The sequence below is a fragment of the Streptomyces sp. NPDC040405 genome (genome assembly GCF_055595765.1).
In genome coordinates, this window is sequence record NZ_JBVIVI010000020.1 from 23,474 (window position 1) to 47,565 (window position 24,092).

The 24,092-nt window shown below is 71.7% G+C and carries 29 protein-coding genes; 11 read left to right on the top strand and 18 right to left on the bottom strand.

The genetic code is table 11. The features are described 5' to 3' along the window. Positions 1–11: 11 nt before the first annotated feature. From ACZ59A_RS41950 to ACZ59A_RS41960, 3 genes are all read right to left on the bottom strand, one after another. On the bottom strand, positions 12–359 hold the full coding sequence (locus ACZ59A_RS41950; protein ID WP_468054547.1) for a DUF2516 family protein: 348 nt from the start codon (positions 357–359) through the stop codon (positions 12–14). A gap of 143 nt (positions 360–502) precedes the next feature. Then, positions 503–1,102 carry a hypothetical protein gene (locus tag ACZ59A_RS41955; RefSeq protein ID WP_468054548.1) on the bottom strand — a complete coding sequence of 200 codons (600 nt, stop codon included), beginning with the start codon at positions 1,100–1,102 and terminating at the stop codon, positions 503–505. A gap of 18 nt (positions 1,103–1,120) precedes the next feature. Then, positions 1,121–1,525 carry a helix-turn-helix domain-containing protein gene (locus ACZ59A_RS41960; RefSeq protein ID WP_468054550.1) on the bottom strand — a complete coding sequence of 135 codons (405 nt, stop codon included), beginning with the start codon at positions 1,523–1,525 and terminating at the stop codon, positions 1,121–1,123. 167 nt (positions 1,526–1,692) lie between these two features. Here ACZ59A_RS41960 and ACZ59A_RS41965 point away from each other — a divergent pair, with 167 nt between their 5' ends. Further along, positions 1,693–2,247 (top strand): GNAT family N-acetyltransferase, encoded by a 555-nt coding sequence (locus ACZ59A_RS41965; protein ID WP_470970370.1) that lies wholly within the window; start codon positions 1,693–1,695, stop codon positions 2,245–2,247. Here the strand turns inward: ACZ59A_RS41965 and ACZ59A_RS41970 are convergent. After that, positions 2,180–2,971 (bottom strand): NAD(P)H-dependent oxidoreductase, encoded by a 792-nt coding sequence (locus ACZ59A_RS41970; RefSeq protein ID WP_470970372.1) that lies wholly within the window; start codon positions 2,969–2,971, stop codon positions 2,180–2,182. The genes ACZ59A_RS41965 and ACZ59A_RS41970 overlap by 68 nt on opposite strands. A gap of 104 nt (positions 2,972–3,075) precedes the next feature. After that, on the bottom strand, positions 3,076–3,705 hold the full coding sequence (locus tag ACZ59A_RS41975; protein ID WP_470970375.1) for an NADPH-dependent FMN reductase: 630 nt from the start codon (positions 3,703–3,705) through the stop codon (positions 3,076–3,078). 52 nt (positions 3,706–3,757) lie between these two features. Here ACZ59A_RS41975 and soxR point away from each other — a divergent pair, with 52 nt between their 5' ends. After that, the gene (gene soxR, locus ACZ59A_RS41980) at positions 3,758–4,219 is read left to right on the top strand and encodes a redox-sensitive transcriptional activator SoxR (RefSeq protein WP_468054558.1); all 462 of its coding nucleotides are present in this window, start codon (positions 3,758–3,760) and stop codon (positions 4,217–4,219) included. Positions 4,220–4,243: 24 nt separating this feature from the next. On the opposite strand, the gene ACZ59A_RS41985 is transcribed toward soxR, so the two are convergent. Together ACZ59A_RS41985 and ACZ59A_RS41990 are read right to left on the bottom strand one after the other, a co-directional pair. Further along, on the bottom strand, positions 4,244–5,494 hold the full coding sequence (locus ACZ59A_RS41985; RefSeq protein WP_470970377.1) for a GNAT family N-acetyltransferase: 1,251 nt from the start codon (positions 5,492–5,494) through the stop codon (positions 4,244–4,246). 90 nt (positions 5,495–5,584) lie between these two features. Further along, positions 5,585–6,250 (bottom strand): RsiG family protein, encoded by a 666-nt coding sequence (locus ACZ59A_RS41990; protein ID WP_470970380.1) that lies wholly within the window; start codon positions 6,248–6,250, stop codon positions 5,585–5,587. Between the two features lie 145 nt (positions 6,251–6,395). On the opposite strand from ACZ59A_RS41990, the gene dtd reads away from it, so the two are divergent. Further along, positions 6,396–6,821, top strand: coding sequence for a D-aminoacyl-tRNA deacylase (gene dtd, locus ACZ59A_RS41995; protein ID WP_470970382.1), 426 nt, complete (start codon positions 6,396–6,398; stop codon positions 6,819–6,821). Positions 6,822–6,827: 6 nt separating this feature from the next. Here dtd and ygfZ read toward each other — a convergent pair whose 3' ends face one another. The 3 genes from ygfZ to ACZ59A_RS42010 form a co-directional block, all read right to left on the bottom strand. Next, on the bottom strand, positions 6,828–7,793 hold the full coding sequence (gene ygfZ, locus ACZ59A_RS42000; RefSeq protein WP_470970384.1) for a CAF17-like 4Fe-4S cluster assembly/insertion protein YgfZ: 966 nt from the start codon (positions 7,791–7,793) through the stop codon (positions 6,828–6,830). Between the two features lie 10 nt (positions 7,794–7,803). After that, positions 7,804–8,265 (bottom strand): Fur family transcriptional regulator, encoded by a 462-nt coding sequence (locus tag ACZ59A_RS42005; protein ID WP_468054568.1) that lies wholly within the window; start codon positions 8,263–8,265, stop codon positions 7,804–7,806. Between the two features lie 81 nt (positions 8,266–8,346). Beyond that, a complete protein-coding gene (locus ACZ59A_RS42010) occupies positions 8,347–8,910 on the bottom strand; it encodes a heme-binding beta-barrel domain-containing protein (RefSeq protein WP_468054570.1) in 564 nt (187 codons plus the stop codon). A 229-nt stretch (positions 8,911–9,139) separates the two neighbouring features. Here ACZ59A_RS42010 and ACZ59A_RS42015 point away from each other — a divergent pair, with 229 nt between their 5' ends. Continuing rightward, complete coding sequence (locus ACZ59A_RS42015) at positions 9,140–9,502, top strand: DsrE family protein (RefSeq protein WP_468054572.1); 363 nt, start codon at positions 9,140–9,142, stop codon at positions 9,500–9,502. A gap of 43 nt (positions 9,503–9,545) precedes the next feature. Here ACZ59A_RS42015 and ACZ59A_RS42020 read toward each other — a convergent pair whose 3' ends face one another. The 7 genes from ACZ59A_RS42020 to ACZ59A_RS42050 all read right to left on the bottom strand — a co-directional run bounded on the left by ACZ59A_RS42020 (position 9,546) and on the right by ACZ59A_RS42050 (position 13,815). After that, entirely contained in the window at positions 9,546–9,803 is a 258-nt protein-coding gene (locus ACZ59A_RS42020) for a DUF3099 domain-containing protein (protein WP_055557282.1), read from the bottom strand. A 109-nt stretch (positions 9,804–9,912) separates the two neighbouring features. Beyond that, positions 9,913–10,200 (bottom strand): DUF1416 domain-containing protein, encoded by a 288-nt coding sequence (locus ACZ59A_RS42025; RefSeq protein WP_009716110.1) that lies wholly within the window; start codon positions 10,198–10,200, stop codon positions 9,913–9,915. Positions 10,201–10,236: 36 nt separating this feature from the next. Continuing rightward, positions 10,237–11,076: a sulfurtransferase gene (locus ACZ59A_RS42030; RefSeq protein WP_470970388.1), complete on the bottom strand. Its 840-nt coding sequence runs from the start codon at positions 11,074–11,076 to the stop codon at positions 10,237–10,239. Positions 11,077–11,232: 156 nt separating this feature from the next. Further along, positions 11,233–11,313, bottom strand: coding sequence for a putative leader peptide (locus tag ACZ59A_RS42035; protein ID WP_350962106.1), 81 nt, complete (start codon positions 11,311–11,313; stop codon positions 11,233–11,235). Between the two features lie 199 nt (positions 11,314–11,512). Then, complete coding sequence (locus ACZ59A_RS42040; protein WP_470970391.1) at positions 11,513–12,199, bottom strand: LmeA family phospholipid-binding protein; 687 nt, start codon at positions 12,197–12,199, stop codon at positions 11,513–11,515. A 117-nt stretch (positions 12,200–12,316) separates the two neighbouring features. Beyond that, positions 12,317–13,528: a hypothetical protein gene (locus tag ACZ59A_RS42045; protein WP_470970393.1), complete on the bottom strand. Its 1,212-nt coding sequence runs from the start codon at positions 13,526–13,528 to the stop codon at positions 12,317–12,319. A gap of 11 nt (positions 13,529–13,539) precedes the next feature. Then, positions 13,540–13,815: a MoaD/ThiS family protein gene (locus ACZ59A_RS42050; protein ID WP_470970396.1), complete on the bottom strand. Its 276-nt coding sequence runs from the start codon at positions 13,813–13,815 to the stop codon at positions 13,540–13,542. A 123-nt stretch (positions 13,816–13,938) separates the two neighbouring features. On the opposite strand from ACZ59A_RS42050, the gene ACZ59A_RS42055 reads away from it, so the two are divergent. Next, entirely contained in the window at positions 13,939–15,684 is a 1,746-nt protein-coding gene (locus tag ACZ59A_RS42055) for an ABC transporter ATP-binding protein (RefSeq protein ID WP_470970398.1), read from the top strand. Then, positions 15,681–17,642 (top strand): ABC transporter ATP-binding protein, encoded by a 1,962-nt coding sequence (locus ACZ59A_RS42060; RefSeq protein ID WP_470970400.1) that lies wholly within the window; start codon positions 15,681–15,683, stop codon positions 17,640–17,642. Before ACZ59A_RS42055 ends, ACZ59A_RS42060 begins: the two co-directional genes overlap by 4 nt. A gap of 15 nt (positions 17,643–17,657) precedes the next feature. Here ACZ59A_RS42060 and ACZ59A_RS42065 read toward each other — a convergent pair whose 3' ends face one another. Beyond that, the gene (locus ACZ59A_RS42065) at positions 17,658–18,542 is read right to left on the bottom strand and encodes an alpha/beta hydrolase (protein ID WP_470970403.1); all 885 of its coding nucleotides are present in this window, start codon (positions 18,540–18,542) and stop codon (positions 17,658–17,660) included. Positions 18,543–18,866: 324 nt separating this feature from the next. Here ACZ59A_RS42065 and ACZ59A_RS42070 point away from each other — a divergent pair, with 324 nt between their 5' ends. The 5 genes from ACZ59A_RS42070 (at position 18,867) to ACZ59A_RS42090 (ending at position 24,036) form a co-directional block, all read left to right on the top strand. After that, complete coding sequence (locus ACZ59A_RS42070) at positions 18,867–19,670, top strand: response regulator transcription factor (protein ID WP_470970405.1); 804 nt, start codon at positions 18,867–18,869, stop codon at positions 19,668–19,670. A 23-nt stretch (positions 19,671–19,693) separates the two neighbouring features. Further along, positions 19,694–20,716: a LacI family DNA-binding transcriptional regulator gene (locus ACZ59A_RS42075; protein WP_468054586.1), complete on the top strand. Its 1,023-nt coding sequence runs from the start codon at positions 19,694–19,696 to the stop codon at positions 20,714–20,716. An 87-nt stretch (positions 20,717–20,803) separates the two neighbouring features. Next, on the top strand, positions 20,804–21,811 hold the full coding sequence (locus tag ACZ59A_RS42080) for a S1C family serine protease (protein ID WP_470970408.1): 1,008 nt from the start codon (positions 20,804–20,806) through the stop codon (positions 21,809–21,811). 69 nt (positions 21,812–21,880) lie between these two features. Next, on the top strand, positions 21,881–22,621 hold the full coding sequence (locus ACZ59A_RS42085) for a response regulator transcription factor (RefSeq protein WP_468054590.1): 741 nt from the start codon (positions 21,881–21,883) through the stop codon (positions 22,619–22,621). 2 nt (positions 22,622–22,623) lie between these two features. Further along, positions 22,624–24,036: a sensor histidine kinase gene (locus ACZ59A_RS42090; RefSeq protein ID WP_470970486.1), complete on the top strand. Its 1,413-nt coding sequence runs from the start codon at positions 22,624–22,626 to the stop codon at positions 24,034–24,036. Positions 24,037–24,092 lie beyond the last annotated feature (56 nt).

Here is a 24,092-nt window from a genome sequence, read left to right on the forward strand (position 1 = left end):
CGCCGGATGCGCTACCGGCCGCCGTTGTAGGGCCCGTACGGACCGTCGGAGCTGGAGCCGCGCCCCCGCGGCCAGCCGCGGCCGCCGCCGGTGATCTGCCGCAGCGCCGGGCGTACGTCGACCATGTACACGATCGTCGCGATCAGCCCGATGATCGGCAGGAAGCTCATGATGCCCATGAAGAAGTTCACCGCGGCCGCGAGCCCCAGGATGATCATCCAGAACGGCTTGGTCTGCTTGTCCGCGGCCCGGTAGGCGTCGACGCGGCGGATAGCGGAGTCGACGAAGGCGAACAGGCTGAACAGGAGCAGGCCCCAGGAGACCCAGTACAGCAACTCGCCGAAACCTTGCACCAGCACGCTGTCCACCGCCCAGTAGAGACGCTCAGAGGAAAAGAGGGATGAGCATTACGGGCCACCGTACCCGCTGACAGGGCCGGGCACGCCAGCTGCGTACCCGGCCCTTTTGTGCGTCCCCGACAAAAACGCCTGTCGGAGAGGGGTCAGTGGGACGGCTTGGAGTCCGGCTTCTTGGCGGTGGCGGGCTTGCGGGCCGGGGCCTTCTTGGCCGGGGCGGCAGGCTTGGCCGTGGCCTTCGGCGCCTCCTTGGCGGAGTCCACGGCGACCGGCTGCGACGGCGCCTTGGGCTCGCTCTTCTCCTCGTGGGGCTCGATCGCGGAGGCGATGTCGACGACCTCGTCGGCCGCCTCGCCGCGCCAGGTCTTCACGACCTCCTGGCCGTGCTCGGCGACCTCGTCGTACCGCTCGCGCGCCTTGACGGCCAGCTCGGCGGCGCGGCCGACGCCCTGGAGGGCCAGGTCCTGCGCCGAGTCCCGGAGCCGCCTGAGGTCGGTGTCCAGGGAGCCCAGCACCTCGTTGAGCTTGCCCTGGGCGTCCTTCGCCTGCTGGGTGACCCGGTCCTGGACGGCCTTCGGGTCGGTGTTGCGCACGGCGGTGAAGCGCTCGGGGGCCTCCGCGACGATCTTCTCGACCAGCGTCGGCACCTCCTTGAGCTTCTGGGCCGCGAGGTCGGCCGTGCCCGCCACGAAGTAGAGCGGGGTCGGGTCGGTGAGGGTCTTGCGTACGTCGTCGGTGATGGCCATGGTGCTGGTCCTCCCGGATCAGTTCGAGGGTGTGGCGACGTCGGCGTCGGCGATGGGGGTGTCGTCCGAGGCGGTCCCGTGTCCGTTCTCCTTGCGGAAGGACTCGTAGATCTGGAGCAGCACCTGCTTCTGCCGCTCGTTGATCGTGGGATCGGCGAGTATCACGCTGCGCACCTCGGTTTCCTCCCGATCGCGCTCATCGAGGATCCCTGCCTGTACGTACAGGGTCTCGGCGGATATCCGCAGCGCCTTCGCGAGCTGCTGGAGGATCTCCGCGCTCGGCTTGCGGAGTCCGCGCTCGATCTGGCTGAGGTACGGGTTGGACACCCCGGCGGCGTCGGCCAGCTGCCGCAGCGAGAGCTGGGCGGTGCGCCGCTGCTCCCGCAGGAAGTCGCCGAGGTTGCCGACGTTCAGTGATGCCATGTCTTCGATGCTGCACCAGGAGTGCTAACTATTGCAAGCAAGATGCTTGCAATAGTGGCGCGCGCCACCCGGCGGGGGCGCTCGGCCCGGTCGGCCGGGTTGTGCGCCGTGCGGTGTCGTACCCGCGTGGTCGAATGGGTCAAGGACGCGACGGCGGGAGGCGGCGGATGTCCCAGGGGAGCGGTGTGGCGCGGGTGCGGCTGGAGCCGTGGGCGGACACCCCGTCCCACCTGGAGCTGCTGCGGCGCAACAACAGCCCGGAGATGATGGAGCACCTGGGCGGGCCGGAGACCGAGGAGCAGGTGCTGGCCCGGCACCGGCGCTATGCGGAGCTGCCCGGGCGCGGCGGGGGCCGGATGTACCGGATCGTGCTGGCCCGGGAGGCCGAGGTGGTGGGCGCGATCGGCTTCTGGGAGCGGGAGTGGCGCGGGGGGACCGTGTACGAGACGGGCTGGGGCGTGCTGCCGCCGTATCAGGGCCGGGGGATCGCGGCCGCGGCCGCCCACGAGGTCGCGCGCGCCGCGGCCGCGGAGGACGTCCACCGCCATCTGCACGCCTATCCGTCCGTCGGCCACCCCGCGTCGAACGGGGTGTGCCGCAAGACCGGGTTCACGCTGCTCGGCGAGTGCGACGTCGAGTACCCGCCGGGCTCGTTCATGCGGTGCAACGACTGGCGGCTGGAGCTTCGTAGTGCACCGCCAGACCGGAGCGCCCCGGCATGACGCCGGGGCGCAGCACCAGGTTCTCGTCGTAGTCCCCGCCGTTCTGGCGGCGGAAGGGGATCGGGTCGGCGGTCGGCAGCGTGCCGAGCCGCTCCCGCAGCGCGGCGGCGCGGCCTTGGTACTCCTCGGCTGAGAGCCGGTCCGCGCCGTAGACGACGTGCGGCGGCAGGACGGACATGCCGCTGTACCAGAGCGTCCCGTGCTGGAGCGGGAACAGCAGATGCTCGATGTCGCCGTTGACCCCGCGCGGCCCGAGCCCCGCCTCGCGGGCCCCGGCGGTCAGCAGGACCATGGCGCGCTTTCCGGCCAGCTTGCCGTCGCCGTAGCGCAGGGTGCGGCCGTCGGGGCCGGTGACGCCGAAGGCGAAGCCCTTCACGAAGACGCGGTCGAACCACCCCTTGAGGATGGCGGGCATCCCGTACCACCACAGCGGGAACTGCACGATCAGCGCGTCGGCCCAGGCGATCTTCTCCTGCTCGGCGCGGATGTCCTCGCTGAGCGTCCCGGCGTCGTAGGCGTCGTGCGAGGAGGCGCCGACGATCAGGCGTTCCTCGCCGTCGTGCCGGAAGTCGGCGCCGTCCACGACCGGGTTCCAGCGCATGGCGTAGAGGTCGGACACCCGGCACTCATGCCCCAGCTCCCGCAGGGCCCGCAGGCCCTCGTCGCGCAAGGAGCCGCTCAGCGAGCGCGGTTCGGGGTGGGCGAATATCCACAGCACGTTCATACCGGCCAGCGTCGCAACGCGGCCGCCGGGCGACGAGTGGCCGGATGGCCAGGATGTGTGAGGATCTGGCCACCCGGCGAGACGCCCCCGGGTACGGAGCGGGCTCAGCCGCCGTACGGGCGGGCCGCGCGGGCCGTGCGCAGGGCGGTGGCCCACCAGACCAGCTGGTCGAGGAGGGCCGTGGCGGCGGTGTCGGGGCCGTCCGGCTCGGTCAGGGCGCCGTCCGGGGTGAAGGCTCCCCAGGCGCTGTGGAAGCTGACCGTGTCGCGCACGGTGACCGCGTGCACCTCGGCGAAGACGGGCCGCAGATGCTCGACCGCGCGCAGGCCGCCCGAGAGGCCGCCGTAGCTGACGAAGCCGACCGGCTTCGCCTGCCACTGGCTGTAGTGCCAGTCGATCGCGTTCTTCAGCGGGGCGGGGTAGCTGTGGTTGTACTCGGGGGTGACGACGGCGAACGCGTCCGCGGCGGCCAGGCGCGGGGTGACGGCCTCCAGGGCCTTGGCGTCCTCGTCGCCGGGGCGGTGGGTGAGGGAGGGCGGGAGCGGGGTGTCGGCCAGGTCGATGACGTCCACGCTCAGGTCGTCGCGCAGCGCGGCGCGGCCGGTGAACCAGTTCGCGACCTTGGGCCCGAAGCGGCCCTCGCGGGTGCTGCCGACGATGACGGCGAGCCGGATGGGGGAGTCGGTGGGGGTGTCGATGGGGGAGCCGGTGGAAACGGCGGTTGCGGTAGTCATGGAAGAAGGCTCGGACTTAAACAAAGGTTGAAGTCAAGCTACCCTCGGCAGCATGACGCACCTCACCTGGAAAACCCATGAGCTGACGGTCGGCGAGCTGTCCCAGCGCAGCGGCGTCCCCGCCTCCGCGCTGCGGTTCTACGAGCGCGAGGGGCTCATCCACAGCCGCCGCACCACCGGCAATCAGCGCCGCTACACCCGCGACACGCTCCGCCGGGTGGCCTTCGTGCGCTCCTCGCAGCGGGTCGGCATCCCGCTGTCGAAGATCCGGGGCGTGCTGTCGCTCTTCCCCGAGGACCACGTCCTGACCAAGGAGGACTGGGCCCGGATCTCGGAGTGCTGGCGCTCGGACCTCACCGAGCGCATCGAGCAGCTGGAGAACCTCCGGGACAGCCTGACCGACTGCATCGGCTGCGGCTGTCTGTCGATCGACAAGTGCGCGCTGGCCAACCCGTACGACAGGCTGGGCGAACAGGGCGCGGGCGCCCGGAGGTTGCTCAAGTCCTCCTGCTGAGCGGTTCAGAAGCCGCTGAGCGGTTCAGAACATGTCGGGGCACCACGGGCGGCGCGGTGTGCGCAGCAGCGTGTCGGCCAGGGCCGCGGCGCCGGGGCGCTCCTCCTCGGCGCGGCCCAGGGCGGTGAGCCGGACCGGCGACTCGTCGCCCAGCCACAGCGTGGCCAACTCGCCGATGTCCATGGTCAGATCGGCCGGGCGGGTGGTGGGGGCGCAGGTGGCGCCGTCCGGGCTCGCGTCCAGCAGGAAGCGGCCGCCCGCCAGCCCGGCCGGGTCGCGCAGGCCGAGGACCAGCGAACCGGACGTCGGGTACGTACGGGCCTCCAGCATCGCGGGGACGTCCAGCGGGCGCAGCCACAGGTAGTCGGCGTGGGCGGTGGTGCGGGCCGCCCGCGGGTCGCCGAGGAACAGCGGCAGCAGATCGTCGGGGGCGCGTCGGCCGGTGGCGATGTTCAGGACCCAGTCGACGGAGCACAGGAAGTGCCACAGCGCGCGCTCGGCGGCCGGGCTGACGCCGATCAGGCTGAGGACCGTGGCGGTGTCCTGAGGCCGCTTGTTGCCCTCCCAGCGGTCGTCGACGGTGAAGGCGAGCAGGCCGTCGACGGAGCCCTCGGGGGAGCGGTAGAGGACGTAGAACGGTTCGGCGGGCCAGCCGTCGCCCGGGAACCGGAGCTGGCCGGTGTTGAGCCGCCACCAGCTCTCGGTGCGGTCGATGGCGCCGGGCAGCCGGGCCCGCAGCCGCTCGTGCAGGGCAGGGCCCAGCTCCCGTACCTCGTCGGCGTCGGCGTAGTCGACCCGGCCGCCGTCCTCGGGCCCGGCGTAGCGCGGGTCGAGACCGGCGCGGGCGACGTCCACCGACCACTCGGTGACCCAGGTGGCCGGGCCGAAGCCGTATCGCCCGTAGATCGGGTACTCGGCGGCGACCAGCGAGGCCACCGCGTCCCCGCGCTCCTTGGCCGCCCGCAGATCGTGCTCCATCATCCGGCTGAGCAGGCCCCGGCGGCGGTGGGTGGGGGAGACGGTGACATTGCTGATCGCGTCGGCCGGTACGTCGGCCCCGCCGACCGCCGTCAGCCGCTGCGCGAAGCTGCGGAAGGTGGCGACGCAGCGGTCCCCCTCGAACGCCCCCTGGGTGCGGTCCAGGTCGATGCGCGCCCGCCGCACCTCCAGCTCTTCCTTGGAGACGTCCGGCGACCGCAGGAAGCCGATGTGCATCGCGCGGATCCAGTGGGGGACGTCGGACGCGTCGAGGGAGGTGCGGATGTGGGCGGCCATGCGGCCACGCTAGGCGGCCGCGAACGCCCGTCGCATGCGATTTTTTATCCCCAGCCTGTGGATATCGGGCGCCGTCTCGCCGTCCGGTCGCTACGAGAGCAGGTCGTCGACTTGGGCCTCGCCCTCGCGGTACCGGCGTGCGATCTCGGCGCTGCACTGGTCGGCGGTGCGCTGGAGCCCCTGGCGCCGCCGGGACACCTGCTGCTCGTACCCCTCCAGGCGGCTCATCGCGCCGCGCAGCTCCTCGTCCGTGCGCGCCGGGAGGTCCGACAGGCCGATCTCGGCCAGCATCTCCTCGGCCAGCCGCTCGCACTCCGCGCTGTGCGGGGTGCCGAGCGTGACATGGCGGGCGGAGGTGCGGTGCCGGGACGGTACGTCCGCCAGGATCTTCGGCAGCAGCTCCATCAGCTCCGCGGGCTCCGCCGACGGCCCGCCCGCCGCCACCGGCCCCCCCGGTCCGCGGCGGGCCAGCTCGGCGCCGAGGATGTCGATCCGGCCGTGCAGCAGTCTGCGCACATAGCTCAGGTCCGCCTCCTCGCGCTGTGCGGAGCGGCGCAGCGCGCGCAGCTCCGCCAGCCGCAGACCGCCCATCGCGGCCGGAGCCGCCCCCGCCGTCCCCGTCCCCGTCCCCGCCGGCGGCACGGCCGCCGACGGCACGGCCTCGGCGTCGGCCAGCCGCCCGCCGCGCTGGCTCGGCGGCCGCGTCGGCAGGGGGCTCTCGGTGGCCATGGGCCGCTCGGTGCCCGGTGTGATCATCCTTGTCCGTCCCCTCCAGCGATGCGTCATTCCCGCAGTTCCTGCCCGCCTGCACCGCCTGCACGCATCGTGCCACTCCGAATGGCCCGTGTGCAGCGGCCGTCCACCCGATCGGCCCCGATGGGCGCAGGGCATGATGGTGCGTATGCGTGCTGTGGTACAGAGAGCGGACGGGGCGAGCGTCGTCGTGGACGGCGAGACGACCGGGGAGATCGTCGGGCAGGGGCTGTGCGTCCTGGTCGGGGTCACGCACGACGACACTCCGGAGAAGGCGGCCCAGCTGGCCCGCAAGCTGTGGTCGTTGCGCATCCTGCAGGGCGAGAAGTCCTGCTCGGACCTGGGTGCTCCGCTGCTGGTCATCAGCCAGTTCACGCTGTACGGGGACGCCCGCAAGGGCCGTCGGCCCACCTGGAACGCGGCGGCGCCCGGCGAGGTCGCCGAACCGCTGGTGGACGAGGTGGTGGCGCGGCTGCGGGAGCTGGGCGCCCAAGTGGAGACGGGCCGGTTCGGAGCGGCCATGAAGGTCTCGCTCACGAACGACGGCCCGTTCACGGTGATCGTCGAGGTGTAGAGCTCGCTACGGCTCCACGACCGTCTCCTGCGAGGCGGCCGTGGAGTCCGCGATCAGCGCCGCGTCCACCGGTACGTTGCGCTTCACCAGCGCGAGCGCGATCGGCCCCAGCTCGTGGTGACGGGCCGAGGAGGTGACGAAGCCGAGCTGTCGGCCCTCCTCGCCGTCCGCCGCGAGCCGTATGGGCGCGCCGTGGCCCGGCAGCTTCACCTCGCTGCCGTCGAGGTGCAGAAAGACCAGCCGCCGCGGCGGCTTGCCCAGGTTGTGCACCCGGGCGACCGTCTCCTGGCCGCGGTAGCAGCCCTTCTGCAGATGGACGGCGGTGCCGATCCAGCCCAGCTCGTGCGGGATCGTCCGGTGGTCGGTCTCCAGCCCGATCCGCGGCCGGTGCGCCTCGACGCGCAGCGCCTCGTACGCCAGGGCGCCGATCGGCGGGCCGCTCGCCGCCGCGAAGGACTCCAGCTCGGCGCGCGGCAGGAACAGGTCGCGGCCGTGCGCGGTCTCGCGGGCGACGGCGGACTCGGGGGTCTCGGCGATGCTGCCCGCCGGGAGGTGGACGACCGCGTACTCCTCGGTGCGGTCCGCGATCTCGACCCGGTAGAAGAACTTCATGCTCTCCAGGTACGCGATCAGATCGCCCTGGCTGCCGGGCTCCACATGGGCCCAGGTGGTCTCGCCGTCGTCGACGAGGTAGAGGGCGTGCTCGATGTGGCCGTGCGAGGAGAGGATCAGCGCCTCGGTGGCCTCACCGGCGGGAAGGTCGCTGACGTGTTGGGTGAGCAGCAGATGCAGCCAGCTCAGCCGGTCGGCACCGTTGACCGTGACCACTCCGCGGTGCGAGAGGTCCACGAATCCGGTGCCGTCGGCGAGTGCGCGCTGCTCGCGGAACAGGTCGCCGTAGTGCGCGGCGACGCCTTCGTCGGGGCCCTCGCCGGGGACGGCGCCGGGCAGCGACAGCAAAGGGCTCTTCATGCGTTTCACCCTACGACGTGGTCGCCTGGTCCTTGCCGGGGTCCTGCGCACGGTGTGCGGCGGAACAACCGGCGCAGCGGCCGAAGATGGCGAAATGCTTCATGTCGGTGTCGAAGCCGAAGGACGCCCGCAGCTGCCGGGTGAAGGACTCGGCGACCGAGACATCGGCCTCGATGACCTCCGTGCAGTCCCGGCACACCAGATGGAGATGGTGGTGCCGGTCGGCCAGGTGGTAGGTGGGGGCGCCGTGCCCGAGGTGGGCATGGCTGACCAGGCCCAGCTCCTCCAGCAGCTCCAGCGTGCGGTAGACGGTGGAGATGTTCACACCGCTCGCGGTACGGCGCACCTCGGTGAGGATGTCGTCCGGAGTGGCGTGCTCCAGGGTGTCGACGGCTTCGAGCACGAGCTGGCGTTGCGGGGTCAGCCGGTAGCCGCGCTCCCGCAGATCGGTCTTCCAGTCGGTGGTCGCCACGGTGCCAGTGTAGGCGGCGGCGCACCGGGCCGCGGTCGCGCTCGGCTGGAGCGGCTGGAGTGCCCGGGGGAGCGGGGCGGCTCAGCGGAAGAAGGCGATCCCGTCGTCCGGCAGGTCCTTGAGGTCCTTGGCCCACTCGCGCGGGTCGACGACCTTCTTCAGATGCGCGGACATGTACGGGCGCAGCTCGACCTCGGGGGTGGCCTTCTCGCCGACCCACATCAGGTCGCTGTTGACGTAGCCGTACAGCCGCTTGCCGCCCGAGTACGGGCCCGAGGCGGAGGTGCGGGCCACCGCGTCGGTGACCAGGTCGATCTGCGGCTTGCCGTCCGCCAGCTCGCCGTACCAGACCTCGACGACGCCCTGGTCGCGGATCATCACGACCTCGACCTTGCGGTCCCGGTCGATGCGCCAGTATCCGGACTCGGTTTCCAGCGGGCGGACCTTCTTGCCCTCGGAGTCCAGCACCCAGGTGTGCGAGATGTACTCGATGAAGTCGCGGCCGTCGTGGGTGAAGGTCGCTTCCTGCCCGAAGTTGCACTTCTCGGCGCCGGGGAAGTCCGATACGCCCGCACCTTCCCAGTTGCCGAGCAGGAAGGCCAGCGGCACCAGGTCCGGGTGGAGGTCGGAGGGAATCTCGATCATGGGTTCAGACGATCCGTCGCTAGGCGGGCGGGGGCAAAGGGGGGCGGGTGCGCTCAGCGCTGGCCCTGGTAGAGCTTCTTCCAGGTCAGCCCGACGAAACCGAGGCTGGCCACGATGACCAGGACCAACAGGGTGGTGAAGACTGCCTCAAGCACGAGCTGCTCCTCGTAACGGATGACGGACCGGGATCGATTCTAGTCGCCGGACCGGCAAGCCTAGGCTGTGGGGCATGGCGAACAAGCTCGTGATCAAGGTGACGGCGGGCGCGGACGCGCCCGAGCGGTGCTCGCAGGCGTTCACGGTGGCGGCGGTGGCCGTCGCGAGCGGGGTCGAGGTCTCGCTGTGGCTGACCGGCGAGTCGACGTGGTTCGCGCTGCCGGGCCGGGCGGCGGACTTCTCGCTGCCGCACGCGGCGCCGCTGCCGGAGCTGATCAGCGGCATTCTGGCGAGCGGGACGATCACGGTGTGCAGCCAGTGCGCGGCGCGCCGGGAGATCGACGAGGCGGATCTGATCGAGGGCGCGCGGATCGCGGGGGCGCAGGTCTTCGTGAGCGAGATCATGCCGGACGGCGTGCAGGCGCTCGTCTACTGAGGAACGCCGCTCGGTGACGCCGGGGTCTCGGTAGGGCCGGATGTCAGTGCCGGTGGTGGTGCTCGTCCAGCTCCCGCCACCACCGGTCGGACTCCGGGTCCCCCGACTCGTCCCACCAGCGGTCCTGCGGGCCCCGGCGGTTGGCGACGATGGCCGCCAGCGGCGGGATGACCATCGCGACGATGCACATCGCGACGGCGGCGGGGACGGACCACAGACGCACAAAGGCCCAGGCCGAGATGAAGAGCGTCAGGCACGCGCCCATCAGGAAGAAGTATGCGTGGCGGCGTCGCGCGTACATATGGCCAGGATACGTCCGGGACCCGCGCGCGGACAGACGGAAGGGCCGCATCCCGTCGAGCGTCCAACCCCGGGATGCGGCCCTCACGTCGTACGACGCGTGGTGGGCGTCAGACGGCGATGGCGACCTCCGCCAGACCGCCCTTCTGTGCGACGACCGTGCGGTCGGCGGTGCCGCCCGGGACCAGGGCGCGCAGCGTCCAGGTGCCCTCGGCCGCGTAGAAGCGGAACTGTCCGGTCGCGGAGGTGGGGACCTCGGCGGTGAACTCGCCCGTGCTGTCCAGGAGGCGCACGTAGCCGGTGACGGGCTCGCCGTCGCGGGTCACCTGGCCCTGGATCGTGGTCTCACCGGGCTTGATGGTCGAGGCGTCGGGGCCGCCTGTCTGCGCTCCACACATGTGTCTGTCCTTAACGTTCGGTCGGGGAGGAGGGGGTCAGCTGCCGGAGCCGAGCTCGATCGGCACGCCCACCAGCGAGCCGTACTCGGTCCAGGAACCGTCGTAGTTCTTGACGTTGGTCTGGCCGAGCAGCTCGTGCAGCACGAACCAGGTGTGCGCCGAGCGCTCACCGATGCGGCAGTAGGCGATGGTGTCCTTCGACAGGTCGACGCCCTCGCCCTCGTACAGCTCCTTGAGCTGCTCGTCGGACTTGAAGGTGCCGTCGTCGTTGGCCGACTTCGACCACGGGATGTTGCGGGCGCTCGGGACGTGGCCCGCGCGCTGCGACTGCTCCTGCGGGAGGTGCGCCGGGGCGAGCAGCTTGCCGGAGAACTCGTCGGGCGAGCGGACGTCGACGAGGTTCAGGCTGCCGATGGCCGCCACGACGTCGTCGCGGAAGGCGCGGATGGAGGCGTCCTGCTCCTTGGCCTTGTACTCGGTCTTCGCGCGGGTCGGGACCTCGGCGACCAGGTCGCGCGAGTCCAGCTCCCACTTCTTGCGGCCGCCGTCGAGCAGCTTCACGTCCTGGTGGCCGTAGAGCTTGAAGTACCAGTAGGCGTAGGACGCGAACCAGTTGTTGTTGCCGCCGTAGAGGACGACGGTGTCGTCGTTGCCGATGCCCTTCTCGGACAGCAGCTTCTCGAAGCCCGCCTGGTCCACGAAGTCACGGCGCACCGGGTCCTGGAGGTCCTGCTTCCAGTCGATCCGGATGGCGTTCTTGATGTGGTTCTTGTCGTACGCGGACGTGTCCTCGTCGACCTCTACGATGACCGTCTTCGGGTCATCGATGCGGGCCTGTACCCAGTCGGCGTCCACCAGGACGTCACTGCGGCTCATGTATCTCTCCTCCGGGGCAGTTGCGGCGGTACGGGCGCTCGACGCGCGGCGCTGCGCGGAGCCTGGTCGCGAGCGTACGAGCGGAGTGCGGGACGACCCGGCAGACGGGCCGGAGGGGGCGGGCCGAAGCTGCGGCGGCCGCGCGCGCCCTCGGTTTCAGACGGCGCGACAGAGCATGGCGGCGACGCGGCACAGGTCGACTGCCCGCCGCTTCGTGAGATCCGCCTGTCGCTTCATGGGTCCGATCGTAAAGACGGACAGGCGGGCATGTCACCGGTGTGTCGTATGGTGAGACGCTGATGTCCGCGATGTGGACATCAGGGGGTGCGGAAGACCGCGCGCGACGGCCGCCGGGGTGCCCGGCGGCCGTCGGTGTCTGTCATCGCGGACATGATCGTCTCGGTGAGTGGACACGAGACGGTACGTGCCGGGCGGGTCAGCCCGTCAACGCGACGTTATTACCCGTGACCGAGACGTCTATGCCGTCCTTGTCGGTCTTCACCGTCTCCAGCCGCATGCCCTTCGGCATGCCGTCGATCTTCCGCTCCATGTCGGTGCGCTCGCGCACCTTGTCCTCCCACTGCGGGATGGAGCCGCCCGGGATGCGCTCGGCGTGCAGCCGGATCGTGTCGCCGTTCACGATGGTCACGCTGGAGCGGGCGCTGAGGCTGAAGCCCAGCAGATTCCCGGTGATCTTGACCTGGTTGTTCCCCGCCGGGTCGTAGCCCACCGTGACCCCGGGGCCCGCGGCCCGCGAGAGGTCCGCGTAGGAGATGTGGGCCGAACCGGTGGCCCGGTTCGCGGTGGCCGTCGAGAAGTTCCCCCCGATGGTGACCTCGTGCAGCTGGGCGTTCAGCTCGGAGACGCGGACCGTGGTCCCGCCGCCCGCGTCCGTCGTCAGCCCGTCCACGCTGACGTCGACCTCGTCCAGCTCCTTGCCCACGACCTGGGTCAGGAACGGGAAACCCTTGATCGAGACGCTGGGGGTGGTGGTCAGCCCCTCCGAGCTCTTGATCTTGTCGGCGGCCTTGGACTCCGCCATCCCCACCGCCAGCCGGTCGGCGCCGACGAAGAGGCCGCCGAGTATCACGGCGATGATCAGTGTGATGCGTAGTGCGCGCATGTACGTAGATCCCCCAGGCTCTCGCTCAGGCCCTTGCCTGACGCAGCGAGCCTAACCGGAGCGGACACCTGGGGGCCCGGCGCCTCACATTCCTGGCGTATCAGACCTGCGCACGGCTCAGACCAGCGCGCGGCCCAGCACATAGACGGCGGGGGCGGCGGCCGCGAGGGGCAGCGCCACCCCGGCCGTCAGGTGGACGAAACGGGACGGGTAGTCGTACGCCGCGACCCGCAGCCCCACCAGCGCACACGCCCCGGCAGCCAACCCCAGCACGGCGGCGGTGGCGGTCCCGGTGCCGGTGAGGTGCCCGGCCCCGACGCCCGCGCCCGCGGCGGCGAGCAGCCCGACGACGACGGCGGCGGGTGTCGGCAGCGGCAGCGCGCGGGCCAGGGCGCCCACGGCGACCGCGGCCGCGCCCACCACCACGGCGTCCGAGGACTCGGCGACCGCGGCCAGATACCCGGCCGCGATCACGGTGACGGCGGTCGAGGCGACCGCGGCGGTCAGCCCGTACAGCCGCTCGTCCGCCGAGGCGTGGCTGCGCAGCTGGAGGACGATCACCAGCAGCAGCCAGACGCCGAGCGTGCCGATGAGCACCGTCGGGGCGTGGACGCGCTCGGTGGCGAGCAGCCCGACGTCGGCGGCCAGACCGCCCATGAAGGCGAGCGCGATGCCCTGCCGGGCGGGCCACATGCCGTTCAGCCGGAACCACCCGGCCGCCGTGACCGCCTGGAGCAGCGCCACGACCACGGCGATCGCGGGCGCGCCGAGCGGCGCGGTGGCCGCGAGCAGGGCGGCCAGCACGGCCGTGAGGGCGGCGGGCTGGAGCCCCGGGTCGACGATCTGGGGGCGGCCCTCGGCGCGGGCCTTCTCGGCGGCGGTCATCGGCCGGGCGGGCTCGGGCGCGGCGGGCTCCGGCGCGGTGAGCCCGGGGCGGGCGGGCTGTGCCGCCTGTGGACCGGGCTGCGCCGCCCGCTGCGCCTGCGCCTGCGCGGCCTGCTGGTACGCGTGCTGCTGCTGCGCGTAGTGCTGCTGCTGGTCCCAGCCCGCCGCGTACTGCTGCTGGTGCTGGCCCTGGTACCCCTGCTGCGCGGCTGCGTAAGGATCCGCGTACGGCTGCTGCTGGTACTGCTGCTGCGGCTGCTGGGGATGCGGCTGCTGTGCGTACGGCTGCTGCTGCGGATAGCCGTACCCGGACTGGTCCTGGGCGTACGTGCCGTAGGGATCGGCGGGCGGTGGCTGCTGCTGTCCCTCGTACGGCGGCGGGTAGGCCCCGTACGGCCCATGGGGCTCGTACGGTTGCTGCGGATCGTGCGGCTGGTTGCTCATGACGTCGTAGGTCACCCTCCTGCGAACGGCGGAAGCACCTCGACCGTGCCGCCCTCGGCCAGTTGGACCGTCTTGTGATCACGGGTGCCGACGGGCGCGCCGTCGACCAGGAACGAACAGCGCAGCAGGACCCGGGCGAACTCCGGGCGCAGGGTGTGCCGCTCGCGCGCCGCGTCGAGCGCGTCGGCCAGCGTCGCCGCGGCGTACGGCTCCTCGGGGGTGCCCGCCGCCGCCCGGGCCGCGGCCCAGTACCGGATGGTTCCGGCGGGCGTGTTCTTCAGCGCCATCGCGTGTCCCTCTCCCGTCTTCTGCCGTCCTCCATGATGACGGGTGCGGGAAGGCCCCGCGGACGCAGTACGCCCTGGGGAAATTCCGGGTCGTATCCCGCCCTGCTCGCTTAGGGTTTCGGTGTGCTGGTCCGACTCATACGGGCGTATCTGCGGCCCTATACCCGAACGATCAACGTGATCGTGCTACTGCAGCTCGTACAGACCCTGGCGACCCTCTATCTGCCCACCCTCAACGCCGACATCATCGACGACGGCGTCGTCAAGGGTGACACCGGCTACATCCTCCGCGTCGGCGGTCTCATGGTCGCCGTCACCCTGGTGCAGATCGTGTGCGCCATCACCGCCGTCTACTTCGGCGCCCGCACCGCCATGGCGCTCGGCCGGGACATCCGGGCCGACGTCTTCGACCGGGTGCAGTCCTTCTCCGCCCGCGAGATGGGCCGGTTCGGGGCGCCCTCGCTGATCACCCGCACCACCAACGACGTGCAGCAGGTGCAGATGCTGTGCCTGATGTCCTTCACGCTGATGGTGTCGGCGCCCATCATGTGCGTCGGCGGCATCGCCATGGCGCTCAACCAGGACGTGCCGCTCTCCGGGCTGCTGCTGCTGATCGTGCCGGTGCTGGGCATCGCCGTCAGCCTCATCGTGCGCCGGATGCGGCCGCTGTTCCGGCACGTCCAGGAGCGCATCGACACCGTCAACCGGGTGCTGCGCGAGCAGATCACCGGCATCCGGGTGATCCGGGCGTTCGTCCGCGACGGCCATGAGCGGGACCGGTTCACCGGCGCCAACACCGCGCTGATGGACGTGTCGCTGCGGGCCGGGCGGCTGATGTCGCTGATGTTCCCCACCGTGATGCTGGTGGTGAACGTGTCCAGCGTCGCCGTGGTGTGGGCGGGCGGTCACCGCATCGACAGCGGCGGGATGCAGATCGGCGCGCTGACCGCGTTCATCAGCTACCTCATGCAGATTCTGCAGTCGGTGATGATGGCCACCTTCATGTTCATGATGGTGCCGCGCGCCGAGGTGTGCGCCGAGCGCGTCCGGGAGGTGCTGGACACCGGGACCAGCGTCGTCCCGCCGCTCCAACCGGTGGCGCCGCGGGCGGCCGCCGACGGCAGCCGCGGGCTGCTGGAGCTGCGGGGCGTGGAGTTCCGCTACCCGGGGGCCGAGGAGCCCGTGCTGCGCGACATCTCGCTGACCGCCGGCCCCGGCCGGATCACCGCCGTCATCGGCTCCACCGGCAGCGGCAAGTCCACCCTCCTCGGGCTGGTGCCCCGGCTGTTCGACACGACCGACGGCAGCGTCCACCTCGACGGCGTGGACGTCCGCGACCTCGACCCCGCGGTGATGTCCCGGTCCATCGGCCTCGTACCGCAGAAGCCGTACCTCTTCTCCGGCACCGTCGCCTCCAACCTGCGGTACGGAAAGCCGGACGCGAGCGAGGAGGAGCTGTGGCAGGCGCTGGAGACCGCGCAGGCCCGGGACTTCGTCGAGGCCATGGAGGGCGGCCTGGAGGCGCCCATCGCCCAGGGCGGCTCCAATGTCTCCGGCGGGCAGCGGCAGCGGCTGGCGATCGCCCGCGCGCTGGTCCTGCGGCCGTCCGTCTACCTCTTCGACGACTCCTTCTCGGCGCTCGACTACGCCACCGACGCCCGGCTGCGGGCGGCGCTGGCGGACGAGACCGGGAACGCGACCGTCGTCATCGTCGCCCAGCGGGTGTCCACCATCCGCGGCGCCGACCGGATCGTCGTCATGGACGAGGGGCGCGTCGTCGGCAGCGGCACCCACGGCGAGCTGATGGCCGGCAACCAGACCTACCGGGAGATCGTGCTCTCCCAGCTCACCGAGCAGGAAGCCGCATGACCAACAGTGCTCCCGCCCCCCGCAGGGGCCCCGCGCCCACCGCCGGGCCCGGCCGTTTCCTGAACGGCCCGCCCATCGAGCGGTCCATGGACTTCCGTGGCTCCGGCCGCCGTCTGCTGGCCACCCTGCGACCCGAGCGCGGCATCGCGCTCGTCGTGCTCGCCCTGTGCACGGTCAGCATCACGCTGACGGTGCTGGGCCCCAAGGTGCTCGGCCACGCGACCGACCTGATCTTCGCGGGCATCATCGGACGGCAGCTCCCCGAGAACGCCACCAAGGCCGAGGCGGTCCGGCAGCTGCGCGACAGCGGCCAGGGCACCGTGGCCGACATGATCGCCTCGATGAACGTGACGCCCGGTCAGGGCATCGACTTCGGGGCCGTGGGCACCGTCCTGCTGTGGGCGCTGGGCCTGTACGTCGGGTCCTCGCTCCTCAACCTGGCCCAGGCGCGGGTGGCCACGGGCGTCGTCCAGCGCTCCGTCTTCCGGCTGCGCGAGGACGTCGAACGGAAGCTGGCGCGGCTGCCGCTGTCGTACTTCGACAAGCAGTCGCGCGGCGAGGTGCTGTCGCGGGCCACCAACGACATCGACAACGTCCAGCAGACGCTGCAGCAGACCCTCAGCCAGATCATGGCGTCGCTGCTGACCCTGGTCGGCGTGCTGGCCATGATGTTCTGGATCTCGCCGCTGCTGGCGCTGGTGGCGCTGGTCACCGTCCCGGTGTCGGTGCTGGTCGCGACGCGCGTCGGCAAGCGCGCCCAGCCCCAGTTCGTCCAGCAGTGGAGGACCACGGGCAAGCTCAACGCCCATATCGAGGAGATGTACACCGGCCATGCGCTGGTGAAGGTCTTCGGGCGGGAGCGGGAGTCCGCCGAGGTCTTCCGGGCACAGAACGAGAAGCTGTACGAGGCGGGCTTCCGGGCCCAGTTCATCTCCGGGCTCATCCAGCCCGCGATGACGTTCATCGGGAACCTCAACTATGTGCTGGTCGCCGTGGTCGGCGGGCTGCGGGTGGCGAGCGGGGCGCTGTCGATCGGCGACGTCCAGGCGTTCGTCCAGTACTCCCGGCAGTTCAGCCAGCCGCTCACCCAGGTGGCGTCCATGGCCAACATGGTCCAGTCGGGCGTCGCCTCCGCCGAGCGGGTCTTCGAGCTGCTGGACGCGGAGGAGCAGACCCCGGACCCGCCAGGCCCGGTGGGGCCGCGGACCGTGCTCGGCCAGGTCGAGTTCGAGGACGTCTCCTTCCGCTACCAGCCCGACACGCCCCTCATCGAGGGGCTCTCGCTGTCGGTGAGCCCCGGCCAGACCGTGGCCATCGTCGGCCCGACCGGCGCGGGGAAGACCACCCTGGTCAATCTGCTGATGCGGTTCTACGAGGTCAGGGGCGGCCGCATCACGCTCGACGGCATCGACATCGCCACCATGCCGCGCGAGGAGCTGCGCTCCCACATCGGCATGGTCCTCCAGGACACCTGGCTGTTCGGCGGCACCATCGCGGACAACATCGCGTACGGCTCGGAGGGCGCCTCCCACGAGGCGATCGTGGAGGCGGCGAAGGCCACCCACGTGGACCGCTTCGTGCGCACCCTGCCGGACGGCTACGACACGGTGATCGACGAGGAGGGATCCAACGTCAGCGTCGGCGAGAAGCAGCTGATCACCATCGCCCGCGCCTTCCTCTCCGGGCCGTCCATCCTGGTCCTGGACGAGGCGACCAGCTCCGTCGACACCCGCACCGAGGTCCTCATCCAGCACGCGATGGCCTCGCTGCGCACCGGCCGCACCAGCTTCGTGATCGCCCACCGGCTCTCCACGATCCGCGACGCGGACGTGATCCTGGTGATGGAGTCGGGCCGCATCGTGGAGCAGGGCAGCCACGACTCCCTGGTGGCGGCCCAGGGCGCGTACGCCCGGCTGTACGCGGCCCAGTTCGCGGAGCCGGTGGCCGAGCCCGACTAGCCCGCGCGGACCGGGTCAGGTGTGGGCCAGGGCCCACCCCGCGACCCGGTCCAGCAGCTCCGCCGGGGCCGCCGTCTCCGCGTGGCCGAAGCCCGGCTCGATCCACAGGTCGGTGGACGCCCGGTCCGCCGCAGCCATCAGCATCCGCGGATGGTCCAGCGGGAAGTACGGGTCCCGGTCGCCGTGCACGATCAGCAGCGGCGTCGGCGCGATCAGGGGGACCGCCGCCACCGGCGGCAGCGGCTCCCGGTGCCAGCCGCGGGCGTCGATCCGGGTCCGCAGCCCGTAGCGGGAGACCAGCCGTCCCGCCGGCCGGGTGACCGCCCAGTGGACGCGGCGCATCGGGGCCGTCCCCCGGTAGTACCAGCGTGCGGGCGCGCTCACCGCGACCACTGCGTCCGCTCTCGCGCTGTGCGCCCCTGTGCGCCCCTCGCGCTCCTCAATACGCTCCGGGTTTCCGTCCGGCTTGTTCTGTCCGTACAGCGCCGCATGGCGGAGCACCACCGAGCCGCCCATCGAGAAGCCGACCGTGATCACCCGCCGGTGGCCCAGCGTCCGGGCCCAGCGCACCGCGGCCGCCAGGTCGAGGACCTCCCGGTCCCCGACGGTGGACCGCCCGCCGGACCGGCCGTGGCCCCGGAACGAGAACGTGATCACGGCCGTACGCTGCGTGAACGCCGATGCCACCCGGCGCAGCGCGGGCCGCTCCAGGGCGCCCGTGAAACCGTGCGCGACCACGATCACAGGGGCCCCGGGGGATGGGCCCCCGCCCGCCGGGGAAGGCTCGTAACGGGTCTCGATCGGGACCCCGTCCTCGGTGAGCAGCGTGGCTCTCCGAGCGCCCGCGGCGTCCGGGGCAAGGAAACGGCGAGCAGATTCAGCCTCTCCACCGGGTGTCATGTGGGTTATTCTGCTGGGAGAAGGATCCGGGCAACGTCGCCCCCGGGTCCTTTTGTGCTTTCAGGGGCGCTGCGCGCGTATGAGCGCAAGGCCGCGCGGATGCCCCCGTGGTGCGAGCAGACCGTACGAAGCAAGGGGGTGTCTTGTCGGTCAGGCCGGACGTCGGGAGCCCGGCATGATCGGCAAGACACCCCCTGGCCGCAGACTCCCCCAGGCGGAGCCTGGGAGGTGCCCCCTCTCGCAAGGGACCGAGGAGGAAACCGAGGCAATGGGCGAGCGAAGCGTGCACAACATCGAGATCACGGCCGGGGCGGGTGGTGGACGATGAGTTCCCTCCTGCTGCTGACCAACGCACTCCAGCCCTCGACGGAGGTGCTCCCCGCCCTCGGCCTCCTGCTGCACAGCGTGCGGGTCGCCCCCGCGGAGGGCCCGGCCCTGGTGGACACCCCAGGTGCCGACGTCATCCTGATCGACGGCCGCCGCGATCTGCCACAGGTGCGCAGCCTGTGCCAGCTGCTGCGGTCGACCGGCCCCGGCTGTCCGCTGGTCCTGGTGGTGACCGAGGGCGGGCTCGCCGCCGTCACCGCCGACTGGGGCATCGACGACGTGCTGCTGGACACGGCGGGCCCGGCCGAGGTCGAGGCCCGGCTGCGGCTGGCCATGGGCCGCCAGCAGATCACCACCGACGACAGCCCGATGGAGATCCGCAACGGCGATCTGTCGGTGGACGAGGCAACGTACAGCGCCAAGCTCAAGGGGCGGGTCCTCGACCTCACCTTCAAGGAGTTCGAGCTGCTCAAGTACCTCGCCCAGCACCCCGGCCGGGTCTTCACCCGGGCGCAGCTGCTCCAGGAGGTCTGGGGCTACGACTACTTCGGCGGCACCCGCACGGTCGACGTCCATGTGCGGCGGCTGCGGGCCAAGCTGGGCCCGGAGCACGAGTCGCTGATCGGGACCGTCCGTAACGTGGGCTACCGCTTCGTCACCCCGGAGAAGGTCGAGCGGGCCGAGCGGGCAGCCGCGGAGGACCGGGCCAGGAAGGCGGCCCGGGAGACCGGCTCCGGCCCGTCCGGCGGCGGTGCGCGGTCCGCGCCGGAAGCGGGGCCCGCACGACCGGTCAAGACCTAGCTGGACCCGCGTAGACTTCGCGCGTGGCCAAGGTGACGCGTGATGATGTGGCAAGGCTGGCGGGAACCTCGACCGCGGTCGTCAGTTACGTCATCAATAACGGACCCAGGCCGGTCGCCCCGGCCACGCGCGAGCGGGTACTCGCCGCGATCAAGGAGCTGGGCTACCGGCCCGACCGGGTCGCCCAGGCGATGGCGAGCCGGCGGACCGACCTCATAGGGCTGATCGTTCCGGACGCCCGCCAGCCGTTCTTCGCCGAGATGGCGCACGCCGTCGAACAGGCCGCCGCCGAGCGCGGCAAGATGGTGCTGGTCGGCAACTCCGACTACCTGGACGAGCGCGAGGTGCACTATCTGCGCGCGTTCCTCGGGATGCGGGTGTCCGGGCTGATCCTCATCAGCCAGGGCCCCAGCGAGAACGCCGCCGCCGAGATCGAGGCGTGGGACGCCCGGGTGGTGCTGCTGCACGAGCGGCCCGAGGCCATCGACGACGTGGCCGTGGTGCTGGACGACACCGGCGGCGCCCAGCTGGCGGTGCGCCATCTGCTGGAGCACGGCCACCCCTATGTGGCCTGCCTCGGCGGCACCGAGATAACCCCGACCGTCGGCGACCCGGTGACCGACCATGTCGAGGGGTGGCGCCGGGCGATGCGGGAGGCCGGGCGGTCCACGGAGGGACGGCTTTTCCAGGCCCCGTACAACCGGTACGACGCCTACCAGGTCGCCCTCGGCCTGCTGGCCGGTCCCGACCGGCCCCCGGCGATCTTCTGCGCCACCGACGACCAGGCGTTCGGGGTGCTGCGGGCGGCGCGCGAGCTGCGCATCGACGTCCCCGGCGAGCTGGCGGTCGCGGGCTTCGACGACGTCAAGGAGGCGGGTCTGACCGATCCGCCGCTGACCACGGTCGGCTCCGACCGGCCCGCGATGGCGCGCGCCGCGGTCGACTTGGTGCTGGACGACGGGCCGCGGCTGGCGCTCTCGCGCCGGGAGCGGGTGCGGCAGTTCCCGTGCGCGCTGGTGGTGCGGCGCTCCTGCGGCTGCTCGTAGGGCCTTTATGTCGGGCATACCGACTTCTGCCCCGCTTCTCAGCAGGCCCTCAGCTGGTTCTCATACTCGCGCCGCACAGTCATAGACATGACCACGAGCCAACGCCGTAGCGGCGACGACGAGTCCTATCCCTACGCGTACGGTGACGCGGCGGCCTACCCGCCCCCGCCCACCCATGAGCCGCAGATATCGCCCCCCGGCGGTGGCCGCCGCAAGCGGCGGCTCTCCCGGTCGGCCGGGCTGATCGCCGCAGTGGCGGTGGTCTCGGCGCTGGTGGGCGGCAGTACGGCGACCCTGGTCAACCAGGCCGCGGACAAGGGGGACACGACCGTCTCGACGCCGGTCGTCAACGCCAACTCCAGCAGCGGCAGCGGCGTGTCCGCCGTGGCGGCGGCCGTGAGCCCCAGCATCGTGGAGATCAGCGCGACGTCCTCCGGGGGCGAGTCCACCGGCTCCGGCGTGATCGTCACCAGCGGCGGCGAGATCATCACCAACAACCACGTCATCGCCGACGCCGATTCGATCAAGGTGACGTTCAGCGACGGCAGCAGCAAGAGCGCGTCGGTCGTCGGCACCGACAGCGGCAAGGACCTGGCCCTGATCAAGGTGCGGGGCGCGAGCGGCCTCAAGGCCGCGTCCCTCGGCGACTCCAGCCAGGTCAAGGTCGGCGACCAGGTCGTGGCCATCGGCTCGCCCGAGGGGCTGACCGGCACCGTGACCAGCGGCATCGTCTCCGCGCTGAACCGCGATGTCACCGTCTCCACGGACGAGGACCAGGGACAGCAGCAGGAGGGCGGCGGCCAGTGGCCGTTCGAGTTCGGCGGCGGCCGCTACAACGGCGACGTGGGCCAGTCGACGACCACGTACAAGGCCATCCAGACCGACGCCTCGCTCAACCCCGGCAACTCCGGCGGCGCGCTGATCAACATGAGGGGCCAGATCATCGGGATCAACTCCGCGATGTACGCCCCCGCCTCCGGCCAGAGCAGCAGCGCGGGCAGCATCGGCCTGGGCTTCTCGATCCCGGTCGACACCGTCAAGTCCGATCTCTCCGCCCTGCGCGACGGCGGCACCGGCAGCGGCAGCAACAGCTGAGCCGCCCGAGCGGAGGCCCGCGTGCGAGGCTGACAGCGTCCGCCCCGCCCACCGTTAAGGAATCCACCCATGAGCCCCGCCGACCACGGCGATCAGCCCGCCCGCATCCTGATCGTCGACGACGAGCCGGCCGTCCGCGAGGCCCTGCGGCGCAGCCTCGCCTTCGAGGGCTACGCGACCGAGACCGCCGTCGACGGGCTGGACGCCCTGGAGAAGGCCGGTACCTACGACCCGGAGCTGATCGTGCTCGACGTGCTGATGCCCCGCATGGACGGGCTCACCGCCGCCCGGCGGCTGCGTGCCACCGGGGTGACCGTGCCCGTCCTGATGCTCACCGCGCGCGATACGGTCGGCGACCGGGTCACCGGGCTCGACGCGGGTGCGGACGACTACCTCGTCAAGCCCTTCGAGCTGGACGAGCTGCTCGCCCGCATCCGCGCCCTGCTGCGCCGCAGCTCCTACGCGGCCGCGGCGGGCGCGCCGGTCGCCGACGACGACACGATGTCCTTCGGCGACCTGCGGATGGACCTGGTGACCCGCGAGGTCACCCGGGGCGGGCGGCGCGTGGAGCTGACCCGGACCGAATTCACCCTGCTGGAGATGTTCCTCGCGCATCCGCGCCAGGTCCTCACCCGCGAACAGATCCTGAAGGCCGTATGGGGCTTCGACTTCGAGCCGTCGTCCAACTCGCTGGACGTGTACGTGATGTATCTGCGCCGGAAGACGGAGGCGGCCGGAGAGCCGCGGCTCGTCCACACGGTGCGCGGCGTGGGGTACGTCCTGCGGCCCGCGGAGGGCGACCCGTCGTGAGGATGCGCGGACTCCCGCTGCGCTCGCGGCTGGCCCTGCTGACCGCGGTGGCGGTGGCGCTGGCGGTCGCGGCGTCGGCGTTCGCGTGCTGGCTGATCGTGCGCGAACAGCTCAGCGCACAGCTCGACTCGTCGCTGCGCACCGTCAGGGTCGACGAGCGCAATGTGGTGAGCATCCTGGACGCGTGCCAGAACCCCGACGGCGACGACGGCCACACCCCGCGTGCCCTCGGCTCGTACTCCGTGCAGATCGTGCTGCCCGACGGCAGCCGCTGCCCCCAGCCCGGGGCGACGAAGCTGCCGGTGAGCGCCGACGACGTGGCGGTCGCCACCGGTACGCGGCCGACGGCGCTGCACGACGCGACCGCCGAGGACGGCCGCGACATGCGGGTCTTCACCTACCGGCCGTCCGGCGGCCCCGACAGCCCGCTGCCGCGCGGCATCGCCGTCTCCATGGCCCGTCCGCTCAGCGAGGTCCAGGACCCGCTGAACACTCTCGCGCTCGTCCTCGCCCTCGTCGCGGGCATCGGCGTCGTCGGCGCCGGGGCGGCCGGGCTGTGGATCGCCCGGACCGGGCTGAAGCCGGTGGACCGGCTGACCCATGCTGTCGAGCACGTGGCCCGCACCGAGGACCTGGCCGTCCGCATCCCCGCCGAGGGCGACGACGAGATCGCCCGGCTGTCCCGCTCGTTCAACGCCATGACCGCCGCTCTCGCCCTCTCCCGCGACCGTCAGCAGCAGCTGATCGCCGACGCGGGGCACGAGCTGCGCACCCCGCTCACCTCGCTCCGCACCAACGTCGAACTGCTCGCCCGCAGCGACGAGACCGGCCGCGCGCTGCCGCCGGAGGACCGCAAGGCGCTCATGAGCAGCGTCAAGGCGCAGATGACGGAGCTCGCGGCGCTCATCGGCGACCTCCAGGAGCTGTCCCGTCCTGACGCGCTGCCCGGCAGCGGGCCGCTCCAGGTGGTCGCGCTGCACGAGATCGCGGGCTCCGCCCTGAAGCGGGCCCGGCTGCGGGGCACCGGGCTCACCCTCGACGCCTCGATCGAGCCCTGGTACGTACGCGGCGAGGCGGCGACCCTGGAACGGGCGCTGGTCAACCTGCTCGACAACGCGGTGAAGTTCAGCCCTTCGGGTGGTGTCATCGATGTCGCGCTCAGAAGGGGCGAGCTGACCGTGCGGGACCATGGCCCCGGCATTCCCGACGATGAACTCCCGCACGTCTTCGAGCGGTTCTGGCGTTCGCCGTCCGCCCGCAGCCTGCCCGGCTCCGGCCTCGGGCTGTCCATCGTGGCCCGTACCGTCCAGAGTTGCGGCGGCCAGGTGGGGCTGCGGCCCGCCAGCGGCGGCGGCACCGTCGCCTGGATCCGCCTGCCCGGCGCCCCCACCGCCCCGCCCGGACTCGACGCCTGACCCTCTCAGCCTCCGTACACGTCCGACCCAGCGAACGCACAGCGTCGGGCACCAGG

Excerpts from the sequence above, each read along its gene's own strand:
- ACZ59A_RS42085 (WP_468054590.1), top strand. The coding sequence starts at position 21,881 with ATGAGCCCCGCCGACCACGGCGATCAGCCCGCCCGCATCCTGATCGTC.
- ACZ59A_RS41990 (WP_470970380.1), bottom strand. The coding sequence starts at position 6,250 with ATGATCACACCGGGCACCGAGCGGCCCATGGCCACCGAGAGCCCCCTG.
- ACZ59A_RS42010 (WP_468054570.1), bottom strand. The coding sequence starts at position 8,910 with ATGATCGAGATTCCCTCCGACCTCCACCCGGACCTGGTGCCGCTGGCC.
- ygfZ (WP_470970384.1), bottom strand. The coding sequence starts at position 7,793 with ATGAAGAGCCCTTTGCTGTCGCTGCCCGGCGCCGTCCCCGGCGAGGGC.
- ACZ59A_RS42090 (WP_470970486.1), top strand. The coding sequence starts at position 22,624 with ATGCGCGGACTCCCGCTGCGCTCGCGGCTGGCCCTGCTGACCGCGGTG.
- ACZ59A_RS42030 (WP_470970388.1), bottom strand. The coding sequence starts at position 11,076 with ATGAGCCGCAGTGACGTCCTGGTGGACGCCGACTGGGTACAGGCCCGC.
- ACZ59A_RS42015 (WP_468054572.1), top strand. The coding sequence starts at position 9,140 with ATGGCGAACAAGCTCGTGATCAAGGTGACGGCGGGCGCGGACGCGCCC.
- ACZ59A_RS42080 (WP_470970408.1), top strand. The coding sequence starts at position 20,804 with ATGACCACGAGCCAACGCCGTAGCGGCGACGACGAGTCCTATCCCTAC.
- ACZ59A_RS42060 (WP_470970400.1), top strand. The coding sequence starts at position 15,681 with ATGACCAACAGTGCTCCCGCCCCCCGCAGGGGCCCCGCGCCCACCGCC.
- ACZ59A_RS42040 (WP_470970391.1), bottom strand. The coding sequence starts at position 12,199 with ATGCGCGCACTACGCATCACACTGATCATCGCCGTGATACTCGGCGGC.
- ACZ59A_RS41985 (WP_470970377.1), bottom strand. The coding sequence starts at position 5,494 with ATGGCCGCCCACATCCGCACCTCCCTCGACGCGTCCGACGTCCCCCAC.
- ACZ59A_RS41975 (WP_470970375.1), bottom strand. The coding sequence starts at position 3,705 with ATGACTACCGCAACCGCCGTTTCCACCGGCTCCCCCATCGACACCCCC.
- ACZ59A_RS42035 (WP_350962106.1), bottom strand. The coding sequence starts at position 11,313 with ATGAAGCGACAGGCGGATCTCACGAAGCGGCGGGCAGTCGACCTGTGC.
- ACZ59A_RS42050 (WP_470970396.1), bottom strand. The coding sequence starts at position 13,815 with ATGGCGCTGAAGAACACGCCCGCCGGAACCATCCGGTACTGGGCCGCG.
- ACZ59A_RS42065 (WP_470970403.1), bottom strand. The coding sequence starts at position 18,542 with ATGACACCCGGTGGAGAGGCTGAATCTGCTCGCCGTTTCCTTGCCCCG.
- ACZ59A_RS42020 (WP_055557282.1), bottom strand. The coding sequence starts at position 9,803 with ATGTACGCGCGACGCCGCCACGCATACTTCTTCCTGATGGGCGCGTGC.
- dtd (WP_470970382.1), top strand. The coding sequence starts at position 6,396 with ATGCGTGCTGTGGTACAGAGAGCGGACGGGGCGAGCGTCGTCGTGGAC.
- ACZ59A_RS41955 (WP_468054548.1), bottom strand. The coding sequence starts at position 1,102 with ATGGCCATCACCGACGACGTACGCAAGACCCTCACCGACCCGACCCCG.
- soxR (WP_468054558.1), top strand. The coding sequence starts at position 3,758 with ATGACGCACCTCACCTGGAAAACCCATGAGCTGACGGTCGGCGAGCTG.
- ACZ59A_RS41960 (WP_468054550.1), bottom strand. The coding sequence starts at position 1,525 with ATGGCATCACTGAACGTCGGCAACCTCGGCGACTTCCTGCGGGAGCAG.
- ACZ59A_RS42025 (WP_009716110.1), bottom strand. The coding sequence starts at position 10,200 with ATGTGTGGAGCGCAGACAGGCGGCCCCGACGCCTCGACCATCAAGCCC.
- ACZ59A_RS41965 (WP_470970370.1), top strand. The coding sequence starts at position 1,693 with ATGTCCCAGGGGAGCGGTGTGGCGCGGGTGCGGCTGGAGCCGTGGGCG.
- ACZ59A_RS41970 (WP_470970372.1), bottom strand. The coding sequence starts at position 2,971 with ATGAACGTGCTGTGGATATTCGCCCACCCCGAACCGCGCTCGCTGAGC.
- ACZ59A_RS42045 (WP_470970393.1), bottom strand. The coding sequence starts at position 13,528 with ATGAGCAACCAGCCGCACGATCCGCAGCAACCGTACGAGCCCCATGGG.
- ACZ59A_RS42070 (WP_470970405.1), top strand. The coding sequence starts at position 18,867 with ATGAGTTCCCTCCTGCTGCTGACCAACGCACTCCAGCCCTCGACGGAG.